The sequence below is a fragment of the Thioclava kandeliae genome (genome assembly GCF_040297545.1).
GTDB classification, from domain to species: Bacteria; Pseudomonadota; Alphaproteobacteria; order Rhodobacterales; family Rhodobacteraceae; genus Thioclava; species Thioclava kandeliae.
The window spans coordinates 402,702-419,710 of the sequence record NZ_JAYWLC010000001.1; the positions used below are offsets into that span (position 1 = coordinate 402,702).

The 17,009-nt window shown below is 64.3% G+C and carries 21 protein-coding genes; 5 read left to right on the plus strand and 16 right to left on the minus strand.

The window, feature by feature from the left end:
• Nucleotides 1-57 precede the first annotated feature (57 nt).
• Nucleotides 58-486 carry a tellurite resistance TerB family protein gene (locus tag VSX56_RS01915; RefSeq protein WP_339112159.1) on the plus strand — a complete coding sequence of 143 codons (429 nt, stop codon included), beginning with the start codon at nt 58-60 and terminating at the stop codon, nt 484-486.
• Nucleotides 487-488: 2 nt separating this feature from the next.
• On the opposite strand, the gene dacB is transcribed toward VSX56_RS01915, so the two are convergent.
• From dacB to VSX56_RS01945, 6 genes are all read right to left on the minus strand, one after another.
• Nucleotides 489-1,832 carry a D-alanyl-D-alanine carboxypeptidase/D-alanyl-D-alanine endopeptidase gene (dacB, locus tag VSX56_RS01920; protein WP_350934439.1) on the minus strand — a complete coding sequence of 448 codons (1,344 nt, stop codon included), beginning with the start codon at nt 1,830-1,832 and terminating at the stop codon, nt 489-491.
• Nucleotides 1,833-1,977: 145 nt separating this feature from the next.
• The gene (locus tag VSX56_RS01925; RefSeq protein ID WP_350934442.1) at nt 1,978-2,595 is read right to left on the minus strand and encodes a nicotinate-nucleotide adenylyltransferase; all 618 of its coding nucleotides are present in this window, start codon (nt 2,593-2,595) and stop codon (nt 1,978-1,980) included.
• An 86-nt stretch (nt 2,596-2,681) separates the two neighbouring features.
• The gene (locus VSX56_RS01930; RefSeq protein ID WP_339112156.1) at nt 2,682-3,713 is read right to left on the minus strand and encodes a GGDEF domain-containing protein; all 1,032 of its coding nucleotides are present in this window, start codon (nt 3,711-3,713) and stop codon (nt 2,682-2,684) included.
• Nucleotides 3,710-4,333 (minus strand): heme NO-binding domain-containing protein, encoded by a 624-nt coding sequence (locus tag VSX56_RS01935; protein ID WP_339112155.1) that lies wholly within the window; start codon nt 4,331-4,333, stop codon nt 3,710-3,712. Before VSX56_RS01935 ends, VSX56_RS01930 begins: the two co-directional genes overlap by 4 nt.
• Nucleotides 4,334-4,397: 64 nt before the next feature.
• Nucleotides 4,398-5,117 carry an HAD family hydrolase gene (locus tag VSX56_RS01940; RefSeq protein ID WP_350934445.1) on the minus strand — a complete coding sequence of 240 codons (720 nt, stop codon included), beginning with the start codon at nt 5,115-5,117 and terminating at the stop codon, nt 4,398-4,400.
• A 10-nt stretch (nt 5,118-5,127) separates the two neighbouring features.
• Entirely contained in the window at nt 5,128-5,406 is a 279-nt protein-coding gene (locus VSX56_RS01945) for a DUF3572 domain-containing protein (protein ID WP_339112153.1), read from the minus strand.
• 93 nt (nt 5,407-5,499) lie between these two features.
• On the opposite strand from VSX56_RS01945, the gene VSX56_RS01950 reads away from it, so the two are divergent.
• Nucleotides 5,500-6,897 (plus strand): diguanylate cyclase domain-containing protein, encoded by a 1,398-nt coding sequence (locus VSX56_RS01950; RefSeq protein WP_339112152.1) that lies wholly within the window; start codon nt 5,500-5,502, stop codon nt 6,895-6,897.
• A 96-nt stretch (nt 6,898-6,993) separates the two neighbouring features.
• Here the strand turns inward: VSX56_RS01950 and VSX56_RS01955 are convergent, their stop codons facing one another.
• The 4 genes from VSX56_RS01955 to VSX56_RS01970 all read right to left on the minus strand — a co-directional run bounded on the left by VSX56_RS01955 (nt 6,994) and on the right by VSX56_RS01970 (nt 9,293).
• Nucleotides 6,994-7,467: a periplasmic heavy metal sensor gene (locus tag VSX56_RS01955; protein WP_350934448.1), complete on the minus strand. Its 474-nt coding sequence runs from the start codon at nt 7,465-7,467 to the stop codon at nt 6,994-6,996.
• A complete protein-coding gene (locus VSX56_RS01960; protein WP_339112150.1) occupies nt 7,468-7,845 on the minus strand; it encodes a hypothetical protein in 378 nt (125 codons plus the stop codon).
• Between the two features lie 63 nt (nt 7,846-7,908).
• Nucleotides 7,909-8,487 carry an RNA polymerase sigma factor gene (locus VSX56_RS01965; protein ID WP_350934451.1) on the minus strand — a complete coding sequence of 193 codons (579 nt, stop codon included), beginning with the start codon at nt 8,485-8,487 and terminating at the stop codon, nt 7,909-7,911.
• Between the two features lie 101 nt (nt 8,488-8,588).
• A complete protein-coding gene (locus VSX56_RS01970; protein WP_350934452.1) occupies nt 8,589-9,293 on the minus strand; it encodes an EF-hand domain-containing protein in 705 nt (234 codons plus the stop codon).
• A gap of 216 nt (nt 9,294-9,509) precedes the next feature.
• On the opposite strand from VSX56_RS01970, the gene VSX56_RS01975 reads away from it, so the two are divergent.
• Complete coding sequence (locus VSX56_RS01975; protein ID WP_350934454.1) at nt 9,510-10,088, plus strand: NUDIX hydrolase; 579 nt, start codon at nt 9,510-9,512, stop codon at nt 10,086-10,088.
• On the opposite strand, the gene VSX56_RS01980 is transcribed toward VSX56_RS01975, so the two are convergent.
• From VSX56_RS01980 to msrB, 5 genes are all read right to left on the minus strand, one after another.
• Complete coding sequence (locus VSX56_RS01980; protein ID WP_350934456.1) at nt 10,085-10,972, minus strand: EamA family transporter; 888 nt, start codon at nt 10,970-10,972, stop codon at nt 10,085-10,087. The two genes, VSX56_RS01975 and VSX56_RS01980, sit on opposite strands and share 4 nt — an antisense overlap.
• Nucleotides 10,973-11,059: 87 nt before the next feature.
• Nucleotides 11,060-11,581, minus strand: a complete 522-nt coding sequence (locus VSX56_RS01985) for a lipocalin/fatty acid-binding family protein (RefSeq protein ID WP_350934459.1) — start codon at nt 11,579-11,581, stop codon at nt 11,060-11,062.
• Entirely contained in the window at nt 11,569-11,934 is a 366-nt protein-coding gene (locus tag VSX56_RS01990) for a hypothetical protein (RefSeq protein ID WP_339112144.1), read from the minus strand. The genes VSX56_RS01985 and VSX56_RS01990 overlap by 13 nt, the downstream gene beginning before the upstream one ends.
• Nucleotides 11,912-12,955: an aldo/keto reductase gene (locus tag VSX56_RS01995; protein WP_350934461.1), complete on the minus strand. Its 1,044-nt coding sequence runs from the start codon at nt 12,953-12,955 to the stop codon at nt 11,912-11,914. Before VSX56_RS01995 ends, VSX56_RS01990 begins: the two co-directional genes overlap by 23 nt.
• 135 nt (nt 12,956-13,090) lie before the next feature.
• Nucleotides 13,091-13,540 carry a peptide-methionine (R)-S-oxide reductase MsrB gene (msrB, locus tag VSX56_RS02000; RefSeq protein WP_350934463.1) on the minus strand — a complete coding sequence of 150 codons (450 nt, stop codon included), beginning with the start codon at nt 13,538-13,540 and terminating at the stop codon, nt 13,091-13,093.
• A 260-nt stretch (nt 13,541-13,800) separates the two neighbouring features.
• Here msrB and VSX56_RS02005 point away from each other — a divergent pair, with 260 nt between their 5' ends.
• Entirely contained in the window at nt 13,801-15,129 is a 1,329-nt protein-coding gene (locus VSX56_RS02005; RefSeq protein WP_350934465.1) for a hypothetical protein, read from the plus strand.
• Nucleotides 15,122-15,886, plus strand: coding sequence for a COG3904 family protein (locus tag VSX56_RS02010; RefSeq protein ID WP_350934467.1), 765 nt, complete (start codon nt 15,122-15,124; stop codon nt 15,884-15,886). Before VSX56_RS02005 ends, VSX56_RS02010 begins: the two co-directional genes overlap by 8 nt.
• 25 nt (nt 15,887-15,911) lie before the next feature.
• On the opposite strand, the gene VSX56_RS02015 is transcribed toward VSX56_RS02010, so the two are convergent.
• Nucleotides 15,912-16,925 (minus strand): zinc-binding metallopeptidase family protein, encoded by a 1,014-nt coding sequence (locus VSX56_RS02015; RefSeq protein WP_339112139.1) that lies wholly within the window; start codon nt 16,923-16,925, stop codon nt 15,912-15,914.
• Between the last annotated feature and the right edge of the window lie 84 nt (nt 16,926-17,009).

Genomic DNA, 17,009 nt, shown 5'->3' on the forward strand with positions numbered 1-17,009 from the left:
CGGGCAGGGTCGTCAATAACTCAGCAGGTATAACCCTGTTGCAAAGGACCAAAGACAATGCCGGATGCCCTTCCCCCGCTTTCGCCGCAAGATGCCCTTGTGGCGGTCATGGTGGCGGTTTCCGCCTCCGATGAAGAGATCCGCACCTCGGAGCTGCTCGCCATCGAGCGGATCGTGAACAACCTGCCCGCCTTTGGCGGCTATGACGCGGACCGTATCGGCACGATCGCCCGCACGGTCTATGCGCTGTTCGAGGAAGAGGACGGGCTGGAGGCGCTGTTCGGCCTCGTGCGCGAGGCGCTGCCCGAGGCCGCATTCGAGACGGCCTATGCGCTGGCCTGCGATGTGGCCGCAGCCGATGGCACGCTCAACCAGCCCGAGCTGCGGATGCTGGAGGAGACCCGCATCGAGCTGGGCCTCGACCGGCTGCATGCGGCGGCCATCGAACGCGGTGCCCGCGCCCGCCACATGCCCCTGCCCGCCTGAGGCTAGCCGTAAACGGCACCCCAGCGCATAAGTAGCTGCGATTGAAGGATCTTTGAGCGCTTGACCCATTGCACGGAACCGGCAGGACGATCCTCGTCCTGGGTCCGGCGGCGGCGCTCCACGTCGCCGGTCAGGATCGAGAAGACCAGCTCGCGCCCGTTGGGGGCCGTCATATAACCCGCCAGCGTGGAGACGAAATTCAGCGTGCCGGTCTTGGCATCCACCCGGAACGGCTGGCTGGCATAGGTCTTGCCCGAAGCATCGCGCATCTTGAACGGCTTCACCAGATTGCGCAGCCCCACCGGCTGACCTGCGGCCATCACCCGCACCATGTCGAGGGGCGTGACCCGCGAATTGCCGCCCAGCCCCGAATGATCGACCAGATCGATGGCCTGCGTGCCCGCGCGTGCGGCAATCCATTGGCTCATCGACGCACCCGACCGCCCGACCGAGGCCGGAAGCCCGCGCACGGTCGAAGAAGTCATACCCACAGCCTCCGCCGTGAGATTGGTCGAATATTTCAGCATATCCTCCAGAATATCGGGCAGGCGATGCGAGGCATGGGTCACCAGAACCGTGCCTGCAGGCTGCGATCTGGCCTCTTCGGCTGCGGGCAGCGGACAGCCCTGAGACCGTGCCAGCGTCTGGAACACATCGCCCGCATAGGCCACCGGATGGCGCACGGGCAACCAGCGCGAGCCCGAGCGCCCCAGCGCCGAGGCCGCAACCGACCATTGCTCCTTGCCACCGCGGTCCGAATAGGAAAACAGCGGTGCCTGCCGCGCGGCGACCGTCATCGAGGCGGTATAGGCGCGGGGTTTATACGCATCGCCCGGCGCATCCATCATCACCTGATAGCCGTTGCCCGCCCGCTTCCACGCGAAATAGACACGGTTGAAGTTGAGGATCAGGCCCGACACGGCGGGGTTGTAGCTCACATAGACCGGCTGGTCGCGCGCGATCTCCTCGGCATAGGGAATCGCCCCGCCCCAGACCAGGAAGCGTCCGGTGATCCCGCGCACGCCGATGCGCGACAGTTCCGCCGCCATCGCCCCCAGATCATCGGTGGACAATGTCGGATCGGCCCCGCCCGAAAGCACCAGATCGCCCTGGATGACCCCGCCCACAACCGGACCCGTCGCGATCAGACGCGTGCCGAAGCGGTAATCGGTGCCAAGGGTTTCAAGGGCATAGAGGGTGGTGACCGTCTTGGCGGTGGAGGCGGGAGGCATATGCAGATCGGGGTGACGCTGCTCCAGCACCTGCCCGCTGCGCGCATCCATAACCACAAATCCCACATCGCCGCCAAGCTGGGCGGCCTGCACATAGGCCTCGGAAGACGACACCTGCGCCTGAGCAATAGAGGGTGGCGCCGCTAGCCCCAAGCCTGTCGCTGCCAAACCCGTGACGAAACCGCGCCGAGATACCTGCATAATGCCTAACTGCCCTTTCGTGGAATGGCCACAAGGGTAGCGCGGGCTGGGCTATGGTTCAAGCGCCGCGCGCGGGACTTTTCCACTCGCCTGCGGCACGGATACGGGTCGAGGATTCCGCCGACATCGGCATATTGATGAAGCACCATTGGGGTGCGCCACTCCCGGCCAGCTCGCGCGAACGCCACCCCGGCAGCTTCGCATTGGCAAAAACCCGCGCAGCCTTGGAATAGCGCGCCCGCATCAACAGGCCCGGACGCGCCAGCACCCCGACCGGCATCCGTTGGAAGATATCGCGCCAGTGATCCCAGCGGTCGATCTGGATCAGGTTATCCGCGCCCATCAGCCACACGAAATTCACGCCGCGATAATGCGATTGCAGCGCATTCAACGTATCGGCGGTGAAATGTGTCCCCAAACGCTGTTCGAGATCGGTGATCTTTACGCGCGGGTCGGGCATGACCTCGCGGGCCCGCGCCATCCGGTCGGCAAGCGCCGCCGGTCCCTGCGGCTTCAACGGATTGCCCGGACTGACCAGCCACCAGACCTCATCCAGCGCGAACCGGCGTAGCGCGATCCGGCTGATATGCGCATGGCCGGCATGAGCCGGATCGAAAGACCCGCCCAACAAACCGATACGCATGCCCGGACGGGCTATGGGAAAATTCTGGCTCATGCGCGAAGACCTAGCCAAAGCGCATGGGGTTGGAAAGCCCTAATGCGACAAATTGCCACCCGCGGGCATGCAAATCGGCAGTGTTCTCAGAGGGCAAGCCCCATGCCCGGCGTCGAGAGAGTGCAGCGTGCACGCCCCTCGCGCTTGGATTTGTAAAGGGCCGCATCCGCATCCGCCATCATCTCCTCGGCCAGCGGGTCGGCGTAATCCTTCGACATGGCCACACCGATGGAGCCCGAGATGCGGCATTCATGCCCCTCGAAGGGGATCGGCACCTCGAGCCGCGCGATGATGCGCTCGCCCATATGCTGCAGACGGCTGGGCTCCAGCGAATCCCGCAGAAGCATTACGAATTCATCGCCCCCCACGCGCGAGACGACATCCATCTCGCGGGTCTCCTCGCGCAGGATCTTGGCAACCTCGGCCAGCACATGATCGCCCGCCGCATGACCCAGAGTATCATTGACCGCCTTGAAATGATCGAGATCGAGTTGCGCCAGCGCAAATGGTGCGCCGCCGCGGCGCGATGCCTCGAGTGTGGCCTCCAGCGCGATATCGAAGGCGCGGCGGTTGGACAGCCCCGTCAGCGGATCGGTGCGCGCGGCATCCTCGGCCGAACGGCGCGCCCGCTCCAACCGGCTGTTCAGCGCGCGCAGCTCTCCCAGCACGGCAGTTTTGGCCTCCTGCAGATAGAGAAGCTCCATCGTCAGGTCGGAGGTGGTGAAATCAGCCTCGGTCAGGCGGAAGGCGCGGATGGCCTTGTTGAGATGGACCCCGAAGGTGAGGTTGAGCATCAGCCCCTCCTCGACCAGTGGCACGGCCACACCGCGCAGCGACACGTCGGGCCAGCTACGCGGTGTCAGATGCAGCCGGTGCGAGGGCGACAGATCGAACGCCGCCTGCCGCATCCGTCCCCGCCCCATCTGGAAGCAATCGGTCACCGAATGACCGATGGCCGATGGCCCGCCCACAACTTTCGAGAGTGTCGGGCCCATCCCGAGGATCGTCCCTTCGGCATCGAGCCAGAGGAACATTGGCATCAGCTCCCCCAGCGCCTTGATCGAAAGGCGCGGCAGAGAGGGTTTGCGCGCGGTATCACTGGAATTTACCAACATCATGACTGACCTATCGCCAGATCGAAACTGCGTCCTTCGGCAAAGCTTTCCTCGAGCAGGGTTACCAGAACCGATTCCCGTAGCAAACCTTCGGCCCGGATCTCCTCGTCCGTCAGGGCTTCCGGATCGTGCTCCTGATCAAGATATTCGATAAAGGCCAGCGCGCCGTAATCATCGGCCATCGCCCGCACGAGACCGGTAATCGCCGCGCCCCAGCCCAGAACCGGACTGTGCACACGCAGCCGGTAGACACCGGATTGCTCCAGAGAGCAGGTGATCTCGGGCATCTCCAGATCGGGGAGCGCCATCTGGGCGCGCCCCTGCAACTCGCTGAGAGAGGACAGGAATTCCCGGTAGTTCGGGCCACTGAACCGCAGAAGTCTGCGCACAGGCTCGATCATGGCGACATAAGCACCGAGATCCTCGAGAAAAACGAGGGGCGGCTTGTTCAGCCGTGCGGAGGCTGCGGCCAGAAGCGCATCGGTATGCGCATTGTCATAGGTCAACATCGCCTCGTAACCCTCGGGGGAAATCCCCAGATCGGAGGCAACATCAAGCCAGACCGACGGACCATAATTTCCCGTCAGAAACGTCTGGATAGAGGTGTTTATAAGACCATGCATGATAATCGGACCCGTATTGAACGTAATCTCCGTCCAGCATTAGGCTCCGACTGTTAAAATACCCTCAACCCGTCACAGGACACAGATCACAATCCTGCCGTGCAAGCCATTGCGGCAGCTCGCCAATGTCACCGAGCACCGCGCGGGCATGGGGCGCAAGATCCTCCGCACTTGCAGGGCCTGTCAGGACCCCGACCGGCACCATCCCCGCCGCCTTCGCCGCCTGCAGGTCATGCAGGCTGTCACCCAGCATCACGCAATGCGCAGGCGCCACCCCGAGCCTGTGCGCCAGCGCCAGAAGCGGAGCCGGATCGGGCTTGGCCCCGTGCCCGCTATCCGCCCCGAAGACACAGTCGAAATAGTCGAGCGCCGCCTCGCGGGTCAGGTGCACCTTGGCCGAGGCCTCGGAATCATTGGTCATGACCCCCAGCTTTAGCCCCATCCCGCGCAATTGCGGCAAGAGCACATCCAGCGGGGCTGCGGCCACCTGCGGCGCCTCCTGCGCCATCAGATGCATCTCCCGCGCCAGATCGGTGGCCGTGCGTCCCGGCAGATGGGCCAGCATCGCCTCTACGATCTCGTCCATCGTTCCGGCAATGGCCACGGAGGTAGGGCGGAAGCGCGATGCCGCCAGATCATAATCGATCGCCCCTGCCAGATCGGCCCTGAGGACCGTATCCCCCGCCGAAAGATGGTCCAGAAGCCGCGCGGCCCAGACCCCCCATGTGGCGTGGAAGTCGAACAGCGTGCCGTCCTTGTCAAATAGCAGGGCCTTGATATCCATACTGTCTCCCTCAGGTCCAGTGCATCTGGTCGCCGCCGCCCAATACGGCCCGCGCCATCACCAGCTCCTCCGGACGGTGCCCCATATCCTGCGCGCAGCCAAGAACCCATTCATCCTGCGTCAGGATAAAATCGAGGATCGCGGTCTGGAAACCCGCATCCTGCGCGATGGTGCGGATCTGGCTGGCATCGGCGCCGCTGACATTGAGAAAGGCCTCAAGCAGACTTTCCTGCCCCGCAAGCCACCCCAAAGCGCCGAGCGCGATTTCTTCGGCATATTCTTGCCGCATTCCGGCCCCCTTTCCGACAAGTCGAAACATTTTATTAACCTAATCCCAAGCAATATGCACAAGAGAATTAACGCCGAGGGAGAACAAGGCGTCATGGCAGGCAAGATCCTCATTGCAGACCAGATCGCGACCCATCGCATCATGCTCAAGGCAAAGCTTTCGGGTGCACGCTACGATGTCGCACTGGCCAGTGACGGGCGGGGCGCGCTGGAATGCGCGATCCGTGAGCGGCCCGAACTGATCCTCATCGATCAGGCGCTGCCCGATATGACCGGCGTCGATCTGTGTCGCCGGATAAAGACCGACCCTCTTCTGAGCGAAATACCGGTGATCTTCCTGCATCAGGCGCAGGACATCGCCCAACGTCTGGCGGCGCTGCGGGCGGGCGCGGATGTGTGCCTGTCCAAACCCTATGACGAGATCCTGCTTCTGGCGCGGCTGCGCAGCCTGCTGCGGGCGCGCTCGACCGATGCCGAGATGCGCCTGCGCGAGAGCACCTTCCGCGATTTGGGCTTTGCCGAGGGGCCGACCACCTTTGCCGCCCCCTCGCGGATCGGGCTGATCGCGCCCACCCGTGCACAGGCATCGGTGTGGAAACAGGCGCTGGGACGGCATCTTCCGGCGAATTACCTCACAGTGCTGGACCGCTCGGAGGCATTGAGCCTTGCGACCGAGGCGCAATCGCCTTTCGATGCGCTGATCATCTCGGCCGATCTGTCGCGCCGCGACGAGGGGCTGCGGCTGATGGCGGAGCTGCGCGCCCGGGCGGGCTCGAAAGCGGCCGTGATCTGCATCGCCGCCGAGGATGCCGCGCGCGAGACGGCCGTAATGGCGCTGGATCTGGGGGCGGATGACGTGCTGCCTGCAGACATGAGTGCACGCGAGACCACCGAGGACATCACCCTGCGCCTGCGCCGCCATCTGGCGCGCAAACGCCGCCTCGACCAGAGCCGCAAGAACCTGACCGAGGGGCTCCGTCTGGCGACGATCGATCCGCTGACCGGCCTCTATAACCGTCGCTATGCCATGCCGCAGCTCGAACGCATCGCCGAGCATGCCCGCCGCAGCTCCAAGGAATTTGCGGTGATGTTGCTGGATCTCGACCGGTTCAAGAAGATCAACGACACCTATGGCCACGCGGTGGGCGATATGGTGCTGACCGAGGTCGCACGCCGCCTGAGCACCGTGCTGGGCGGCAATGACCTCCTGGCGCGTATCGGCGGCGAGGAGTTTCTGATAGCCCTCCCCGACTGTCCTGCCCGCGAGGCGCGTCTGGCCGCGGATCTGCTGTGCCGCGTCATCAACGAACGCCCGTTCCAGCGCGCCGATGGCAGCGCGTTGCATGTGACCATTTCCATCGGTCTGGTGCTGGGGGACAACCGTCTGCACTCGATCGACCATCTGGTCGAGGCGGCCGATCAGGCGATGATGATGTCCAAACATAACGGCCGCAATCAGGTCCAGGTCTATCACTGCCCCTCGGCCGCCTGATCCTCGCGAAAGGATATCGACAGAAAAACCGCCTGCCGTGACACACGGACAGGCGGTTTATCGTTCTGACGTCGTATGATGACACGCGTCCCGCGGTTATTGCGGCGGCGGGGGCGGCGGGCCGTCATTCTCGCGCACACGTTTGACAAAGGCATCGCGTGCCTCGGGCGTCAGCGTGCCCAGCCACTCCACCATCAGATTCTCACCCAGCTGGATCCGCGAGACGATCTGCGTGCGATGCGCGCTTAGCGCCGCCCGCACCGCATTCTCATCAAACGGTTCCGCGGCCACTTGGGTCAGGATCTCGTCGAGCCAGCGCTCCATATCCTGCGGCATGGCGGCCAGACCTACGCCCTCTTTCTCGGCCATGGAGGTCAGCGTCTTGCGATCCGCCTCCGTCAGACCACGGTCGAAGGGACCGAGCCCCACCTGCGGCGGCGGGGGCGGCGGCATGTGGCGCGGCGCGAAGAACCCGCCGATAAAGACCCCTGCCACCAATAGATTGAGCGTCAGCGAGGCAATAAGCCCCCAACGGGTCTTGCGACCGCTTCCGCTACGCGCCTGCGTCATTCAGTTCACTCCCGAAAGGCTTATGCCATAGCCGGAGACCGAGAACAGATCCCCCGTCGGCAGGAGTTCGATGGTAGTGGCCTGCGCGCTCGACACGGCGCCATTGCCCCAAAACGCGAGCGGGTTGCCGCTACTGAAGCCGATTGCCACACCGGTGCAGGCCGCAGCCACCATGCCGCCCATGGGTAGCCAGTTGCGTGCGAGATCCTGCATGAACCCGCCCAGACGCGTCATCACGCCCGCCTTGCGCGGGACGCCGAAGCCCTGCTGGACCTCCAGCGCATCGCCCATGATCCGCGCCAGAAAATCAGGCGAGGCCTCGGGCGCATGATCGCGCGCTGCCTGCCAGAACGGCTCGAGTTTTTGTTCGTCCACCATGGTCACACCCTCCATAACGGCCCGCTTCCTGCCCTGCACCCTACACCAGAACAGACGGGTTTGCTAATCCTTGCCATAGCCGAGGCTGTCCTTGCGCTGGCCCAGCAAAGTGGCCAGAGCGCGTTTGCCGCGTGCTGTCAGGCTTTCTACGGCCTCCACGCCGGTTTCCATCGCTTCCGCGATCTCCGGATTCGACAATCCTTCGATATGGCGCAAAATAACAGCCTGTTTCTGGCGTTCGGGCAGCTGGTCGAGCGCCCATTCGAGCGCCTGCGCCCGCTGCGCCTCAAGCATCTGCTCGTCGACGGAAGGCCGGCCATCCTCGGGCTCGCCCGCCTCGTCGAGCGATGCCGTGCGCCGTTTGCGCAGACGGTCGGTCGCCAGATTGGCGGTCACACGATAGAGCCATGTCGAGACCTTGGCCTCGCCCTCGCGCCAGTCGGGCGCCACCTTCCACAGCCGGAGCATGGCTTCCTGCGCCACATCCTCGGCCTCGGTCTCGTCGCGCAGCATCCGGCAGGCAAGGCGGAAACTCAATGGCGCAAGGCGCACTGTCAGCGCTTGCGCTGCAGCACGGTCACCCCGGCCATAAGCCAGAAGCAAAGCCTCGTCGGACTTGTCTGCTTCCATATCGAATGCCATTCCTTTCACCCTTCCCCTAGCAGATACGGCATCTTACGCAAGGCGGGTCGGCAAAAGACCGGCCCGCATATGCGCGCCGGTCAATCCTGTCTCGCAGGGCCTTAGTTGGCCTCGGTCTCGGGGGCATCGCCGGCCGGCGGCATCGGCGGACGGCCATCCATATCGCCTTGCGGGCCGCGGTCACCCTTGGGGCCGTGATCGCCACCCTTGCCCATACGCGGGCCATGATCGCCACCCGGACCACGCTTGCCGTCATGCTGACCGCGCATCTCGGCACGACGCTCCTGCATCATCTTCTTGGCCGCCTCCAGCTCGGACGCCTCGAGCTTGCCATCGCCATTGGTATCGGCCTTCTCGAAGAAGCGCAGACCCGGCTCGGGCTTCTCGGCCAGTTCGGCCGCGCTCAGCTTGCCATCGCCATCGGCATCCATCATCTTGAAGCGCTCTTTCACATGCTTCTCGATGCGGGCCTGCGCATCGGCCATCTCGGCGGCGACCATTTCTTCCTCGGAGATGAAGCCATCGCCATTGGCATCGAGCTTCTTGGCCTTCTCGACGCGGGGGGCCTGCATCTCTTCCAGCGTGATGACGCCGTCCTTGTTGGTGTCAAAGCGCGAGAAATCCATGGCCGGACCGCCTTTGGGACCTTTGCCCATCGGACCTTCCGCGCGGACCTGCTGGCTCTGGGCGGGTTTGGTCTGCGCGGATTGGGTCTGGGCGTCCTGCGCGATGGCAGCACCCGCCACGACAAGACTGCTGGTTGCCAGAAGAACTGCACCGATGGATTTCTTGAACGTCGTTTTCATCTCGAACTCCTCACCGATCCTGTTACGGACCTATCTCGTTCTACGGTCGCAAGCTGCCTTTCCGTTGCAGATCCGGCGCCGTATGATTGCGTTTCCAACTCTTCCGAAGGTCCTTCATGTCCTTCGACAAGACCTGTTCTGACGCCCGATCCTGAAGTGAGCCTGAAGCCAGCTTAAGCTTCGATCACATTGCCATCACGAGAAGCGGAGATCCGCATGCAGACGCCCCCCATCCATGATGCCTGTTCGATTATCCTGTGGAAGAAAACCGCGCGCGGGAGTGCCGTGCTGATGGGCCAGCGGGGCGCGGGGGCGAGCTTCATGCCCCATAAATTCGTCTTTCCCGGCGGGAGGTTGGATGACACGGATCATGACGCCCCCTTCCAGTCACTCGATGCGCAATGCCAGCGCAGGCTCGGGCCGCAGGCAGGGGCGCTGATCCGCTGCGGGCTGCGCGAGCTGACCGAGGAAACGGGGCTGGAGCTGGATCGCGCGCAGGATCTGCGATTCATCTTCCGTGCGATCACCCCGCCCCGACGCTCCAGACGCTTCGATGCGCGGTTCCTGATGGGACCGGCCTCGGCGTTGAGGCAGACAGCTCAGCCCCTGCCGCCCGATGGGGAGCTGTCACATCTGACATGGGTGCCGCTGGCCGAGGCGCGCCGCCTTGACCTGCCATTTGTCACCGAGTTGGTTCTGGCCGAGGTCGCAGCCCTTCTCACAGGCACGCCGCAGGACGGCGTGCCGTTTTTCGAGACGCGCGGGCCGCGGGCGCGGTTCGAACGGATCCTCTAGGCGGCCATCACCACCGCCAGCACCGAGACCAGCACAAGGGCGATGCCCACCATCTCGCGCCGGTGCAGGCGTTCGTGGAAGATCAGGATCGAGGCGCCCAGCGTGAAGACCATCTCCACCTGCCCCAGCGCCCGCACATAGGCGGCGTTCTGGAGGGCAAAGGCCATGAACCAGCCAGCAGAGCCCGCAGCCCCGAGGATACCGACCCAGATCGTGCGCGACCATGCGCCCATCACACGGGTCAGCTCGCCCTTCTCGCGCAGGCGCAGATAAAGCCCCATGCCGAGCGTCTGCACCGTCGTCACACAGGCCAGCGTCGCCAAGGCGCGGTCGAAGAAGGCGAAGGGCATGAGCTCCAGCGTGGCGCCGCGATAGGCGATGGCCGACAGGCCGAAGAGCCCGCCCGCGATGATGCCGTAGAATGCGGGCTTTCCTGCCGCGCCCCCTTGCGGCGGGCGCGAGAGGCACAGCACCCCTACAAGCCCCAGCACGATCCCCGCCCAGCCCAGAGGCGCCACATGATCGCCCAGAAACACCAGCGACATCAGCGCGACCTGCACCACCTCGGTCTTGGTGAAGGCCACCCCCACCGCGAAATTGCGCAGCTGGAACAGCCGCACCAGCAGCAGCGTGGCGGATGCCTGCGCCGCCCCGCCGATGATGACATAGGCCCAGAACACCCCGCCCATCTTGGAAAACAGATCCAGCGGGGCCGCCATCTGCGGCACAAGCGCCAGCGTGCCCGCGATCGCCAGAGGCGCGCCGAAAACAAAGCGGGAAAACGTGGCGCCACCTGCCGATAGCCCCGAACCCGCCAGCTTTTTCTGGAGCACGAACCGGCCCGTTTGCAGGGCTGCGGCCAGAAGGGTCAGGAGGATCCACATATGCGTAACTTTCTGATTTGCATAAAGAAAAATAGCCCGCGCAGGGACCCCGCGCAGGCTGGTGGTTACGATCCCGCGAAAACGGGATCAGTTGGTGATAAGGTTGAGGTGGTAGCCGTTGAACGCCATGACTTCACGCGCCGCCGTCATCAGGTCCGAACGCGGCCCGACCGAGGGGCGCACCATGATCTGGCCCCAGCGCCCCGAGGGCGTGCCCAGCGCGACGATCCGGTAATCCTGATCGACCCACAGCACCCAGACCGGCTCGCGGCCATAGCTGTCGGTGGTGGTGATCCGCCCGCCCGGACCGGTGACAAAGGCATTGCCGTGCAACACGCGCGGTGCTTTGCCATCGGTGCAATCGGTGCCCGACAGACGGTAGCTATCCTTGCCGAACGGGGCCCAGACCTGTTTCGCACCCGCGCAATTGGGCGTGTTCGAGGCCATGACCAGCCATTCCCCGCCAAAACGTTTGGGGTCAAACAGCGAGGCCGAGGAGATGCCCGATTTCGGGTCGCGCACCAGAGGCTCGGGCGCGTGACCGCATCCGGCCAGCGCCAGAGCGGCGAGACCGCCCGCAAGAACCAGTTTCCGGCCTATCCCAGACATTGGGTGACACTCATCCCGTTTTCAGTGCGGATGTCGTTGCAGCCCATCAGGGGCTTCAACGGCGCACAGGTGTTCGACCGGGCGAGACATTCGCCCTCGCAATCGGACGCCTTGGAACAGGACTTACCCGCATCTTTCGGCGTCGTCACGCAAATTGCGCCATCGGAACGCTGTTTCCACACACCGCCACGCTTTGTGCAGGCTTCCTGCAACAGGGTGGCGCGGGCCTTGCCAACGGCGGGGAGCGGCTCTGCCGCAGACCTGCCCGGTTTCGGCAGGTCGAACTGGCAGGAGGCGGCACCCAGCAGCGCCACCCCCAGAAGGAGCACCTTAATAGGGCATCGGGTAATCATGATGCACCTTGGCAATCGCCGCCTTCACCTCATCCGAAAGCACCATTCCCGCCGCGTCGATCGATTTTTCGATCTGCGCAACCGAGCGTCCACCGATGATCGGCAGGCAGGGGAAGGGACGGTCGAGCGTGAAAGCAATCGCCATGGTGATCGGGTCAAGCCCGTGATCGCGGGCGATCTTCACATACATGTCGGCGATATCGAAAGCGCGCGGATTGGCACGCCCGCCCAGATCGCCATTGACCGACATGCGCGAGCCCGCAGGCACAGCACCTTTGGAATACTGGCCGGAAAGAGCCCCTGCCGCGAGCGGCGAATAGGCCAGAAGGGTCACATCCTCATGCACGCCCAGTTCGGCCAGATCGAGGTCGTAATAGCGGCACATGAGCGAATATTCGTTCTGGATCGAGGCGACACGCGGACCATGGCCCGCCTCGGCCAGCTCGAGGAACTGCGCGGTGCCCCACGCGCTCTCGTTGGACAGGCCGAAGGCGCGCAGCTTGCCTTCCTTCACCAGCGCATCGAGGGTCTCGAGGCATTCGACCATATTGGCGCGGATCGCTTCTTTGGAAGGCTGCTTGTCGGGAGCGAAACTCCATGTCTTGCGGAAGTGGTAGCTGCCGCGATTGGGCCAGTGGAACTGGTAGAGGTCGATATAGTCGGTCTGCAGGCGGCGCAGGCTGTCCTCGACGCAGCCACGGATGGATTTGGCGTTGATCTCCTCGCCATCACGCACCGCACCGCCCTCGCCCGCGATCTTGGTGGCCAGCACCAGATCATCGCGCTTGCCACGTTTGGCCAGCCAGTTCCCGATGATCTCCTCGGTGCGGCCTGCGGTTTCCTTTTTCACGGGATTGACCGGATACATCTCGGCGGTGTCGATGAAATCCACGCCGCGATCGAGGGCGTAATCCAGCTGGGCGTGGCCATTCTCCTCGCTGTCTTGCGAGCCCCAAGTCATGGAGCCGAGGCAGATTTCGGTGACCTCGATATCGGTCCGGCCGAGTTTCACTTTCCGCATGGTGGTTTGTCCTTGTTCTTGGCTGTTTTACACAGCTTCGGGGAGGTTCGGGCGCGACCCTGCCATAGGGTCCGGCCAGACAAAAGGCCCCGTAACAGGGCCTTTTGTGCAGTCATTCACAGGCTTGCCTGCATGTCACTCGACATGGTCGATCAGATCGCCATAGCCTTCGGCTTCCATTTCCTCCACCGGCACAAAGCGGAGCGAGGCGGAGTTGATGCAATAGCGCAAGCCCCCCTGATCGCGCGGTCCGTCAGGGAAGACATGGCCCAGATGGCTGTCGCCATGGGTCGAGCGCACCTCGGTGCGGACCATCCCGTGGGAAGTATCGTTGATCTCGACGATATGCTCGTCCAGAAGCGGTCGGGTGAAGCTCGGCCAGCCGCAGCCGCTCTCGTATTTTGCCGAAGAGGCAAAGAGCGGCTCGCCCGAGACGATGTCCACATAGATCCCCTTGCGTTTCTCATCGAGATATTCGCCCGTCCCAGGACGCTCGGTCCCCGATTGCTGGGTCACGCGGAACTGCTCGGGGCTCAGACGCTCGATGGCTTCGGCGGTCTTGGCATAGGTCTTTTCGATGCTCATGGATATCTCCTTTGCTTGCCCTCAAACATATGTAGCCCGCGCGAAAAGCAAAGGGGCAAACGGCAGCAGGCTGCGGGAATTGGGGCACGGGGCCTGTCCCGCGGCGGTGTCCCGCCATGCCAAATCGGGCGCTGACCCTTGAATTACCGCCCGTTCATGGCAACATATCACTGTGGCGCCGCGCTCTTACGCGCCCGGTTTGCAAGACCTGTTCCCCCATATGCCTATCCCCCAGCCCTGCCCCTATGATGGAGCCGCCCTTGGCCGATACGCCTCTCTCCCCCGCCCCACATTCCGATAGCGAGGCCCATCGCTATGCGCATGAGCTGTCGCGCCATCTGCGCTGGCTCGACAGTTTCACCGGTGCCGCGCTGGGGGTGCTGGCGGCGGCCTCGGGGATCTATACCTATCTCGGTGTGCGCTCGCTGCTCGATGATAGCGGCGCATGGACCACCTTCGCGGCGCTGAGCTATTCGCTGGCCGTCTCGGTCGGGATCTTTGTCTTCTGGTCCTATATGATGCGGCTGCTGCCCGCGATGCGCACGGCGGCCTCGCGTCTGGGCCTGCTTATGAGCATGGCGCTCGGGTCGCTTGCCATCATCGCGATGTCGAGCTGGCTCAATGCGGCAGCCCTTGCAGGCGCGGCCGCCGTCGAGCAGCATCTGGCCCATACCGTGCAGGAATACCAGACAGCCCTCGAACGCACCCATGCCAATACCATCGCCGGTCAGGCGCTCCAGCGTGATGTGGCGCGTGTGCGTGACACATTCGACGGGCTCTCCGAGCAGGAGGCCACGGGCGATCTGTCGGGCCTTGCGGGGCGTGGCGCGGTGTTCCGTGTCCTCACCCAGAAATCCAACGAGTTGCAGGGGCTCGAGGCGCAGATTGCCGCCCAAGACAAAGCGGTGGAGGAAGCCTTTGCCAATGGCAATGCCATCCTGTCGCGGATGCGGGCGCTCTCGGTCGAGCCCGGAGCGGTCGAGGGCCGTTCGGTGCGTTTTTCCGAAGAGGCCGTGCGGCTTTCGGCCATTATCGCAGGACTGCGCCAGCTGAACGTGGCGCCGCTGGTGATGCGGGCCGCCGCCGATCTGCGGGATTCGGTGGTGCTGCCCGATCTTGATGCCAGCACTGATGCAGGGCGCAATTCGCAGCAGAGCACGATTGCCTCGGTGCTGACGCTTCTGGGGGATCGTGCCAGCACACTGGAGAGCGCGGCCCAAGAGGTGCAGGCTTTGCCCGAACCCGCCGAGATCGAATATACCGCGCTCTCGGCTGCGGATGCCGTCATCCGCTATGCGGGCAATTTCGTGCCCTCATGGGCAGGGGCGATTGCCATCGACCTGCTGCCTGCGGTGCTGGTCTTCATCCTGATGGTGGTGCAATCGGCCATCCGTCAGGCGCAGGGTGCGCATGCGCCAGAGGAGCATATGACGGTGGCCGAGCTGCGCGCCGCGCTGGCGGCGGCCCGCGACCTGAATATCGGACCGGATCCGGTGCCGAGCAGGCCCGCGATGCCCGTCTCGGCCACCGATCCCCCCGCGCCTGTCCATGCCGCGTCCATTCGGCCCGTGGAGCGCGCGCATGAGTGAGGTGGCCCACCCGAGCAACCCGTCGCCAGAGCCCCCCCGCAACCGCATCCGCAGCGTGATCGTGGCACTAGTGGGGACGCAGGTGGCGATAGGCGCGGCATTGATGGCCATTGATCTGAGCCAGAACTGGGGCGCGCGCGATCCGCTGACATCGCCGCTGCCCGCAGGCCCTGCAACCCGCCCCTATTCGCCCGACCGCCGTCCGGGCATCGTCCCCGGCGTGCCTGCGCCGCAAGGCCCGATGCCCGAGCGGCTCGAACTGGGGGGCGAAGGGGCCGATCTGACCCTGACCGGGCAGATTGCCGTGGGCGATGCCGCGCGCATTACCGAAGAATTGCGCCGCCGCGCCGCCACCGGCCAGAGCATCGAGACGGTCGCGCTCGATTCCACCGGCGGCTCGGTCTCGGATGCGCTGGAGATCGGGCAGGTGCTGCGCGATAGCGGCATCGCCACCCGCGTGGGTGACGGGGCCATCTGCCTTTCGGCCTGTCCCTATCTCTTTGCGGGCGGCACCGCGCGCGAGGTGAGTGCCAATGGCAAATTGGGGGTGCACCAGCACAGTTTCGGCACGAGCGCCATTCTGCCCGCCTTCATGGCAGTCGAAAGCGTGCAGCGCGGACAGGCGCAGGTGATGGCCTATCTGATCGCGATGGGCATCGATCCGGCGGTGATGGAGCCTGCCATGCGCACCCCGCCGGACGAGATCTATCTGCTCTCGCAAGACGAGCTGAAGAGCTTCGGGTTCGTCCAGGAATAAGTCGGCCCGATCCGGCGGATACCGGTCAGGCCGGAACCGGTGCCCCCTGACGGATGAGCTGGCGCACCCAGTCGAGTTTCTCCGAGACTTTCGGGGTGAGCACGAACGGGTAGAAACTCGGATGGCCCAGACTGTCATTGAGCGCGTTGAGCGCCAAGGACAGTGCAACCCATGTCGAGACCAGATCCGCCATCGGGATCTCCAGAAGCCATGGCAGGACCTGACGCTGATCGGACGGGGCATCAAGCCGGTGATCCTCGGGCATCAGACCATGGCCCAGGGCCGTTTCCAGCCCGTCGAGAATATGCAGCAGATTGGCCCAGCTTTCGGCAAAGTCCTCATAGGCATGCGCTGTGGCATATTCGGAGACGAACTCCTGCTCCCAGCCCTCTGGTGCGGGATTGGCGTAATGGCGCTCGAGGGCTGCGCCATAATCCTCGCGATCATCGCCGAACAGCGCACGGCACGAAGCCAGCCGGTCCTCGTATGGGCGCACCATCACCTCCCAGAAGGCATGGCCGCTCTCGTGGCGCAGATGGCCGATCAGGGTGCGGTAGGGCTCGCCCATCTCCGCGCGGGTGGCCGCGCGCAGATCGTCATCGGCTTCCGAGAGGTTGAGGGTGATATCGCCATCGGCATGGCCCATGATCACCTTCTCCCCCGCATCGGGCGATTTGAACAGGAAGCGCGGGCGTGGTGTCTGGCCGTCGGTATCGGTCAGCGGCAGGCCCAGCAGCACCGCCATCCGCATCAGGTTGCGCTTGGCGGCCTCGAACTCGGCCCAACGGGTGACATCCTCCTCGGTCGACAGATCGGGGATCACCGTCGTATGGCGGCACGAGAGACACAGCCCTCCCTCTTCCTCGGCCGCCCAGTTGCACCCGATAATCGCGCGGTTGGCACAGGCAGGCAAGGCCGCCGATCCCATCGCCCCGAACCCCTGACCGGGCACGAATTCGAGCGCCGTATTACAGGACAGACAGGTCTGGTTGTTGAAATACACTTCCGCCCCGCAGGACGGACACCGGTAGCGCATCATGATCAGGGCTCCTCTGGCCTGCAGTGCGCAGGCGGTCCAATGATGCCACACAGATGGCGCGGCGGAGACTGCGGACAATATCGG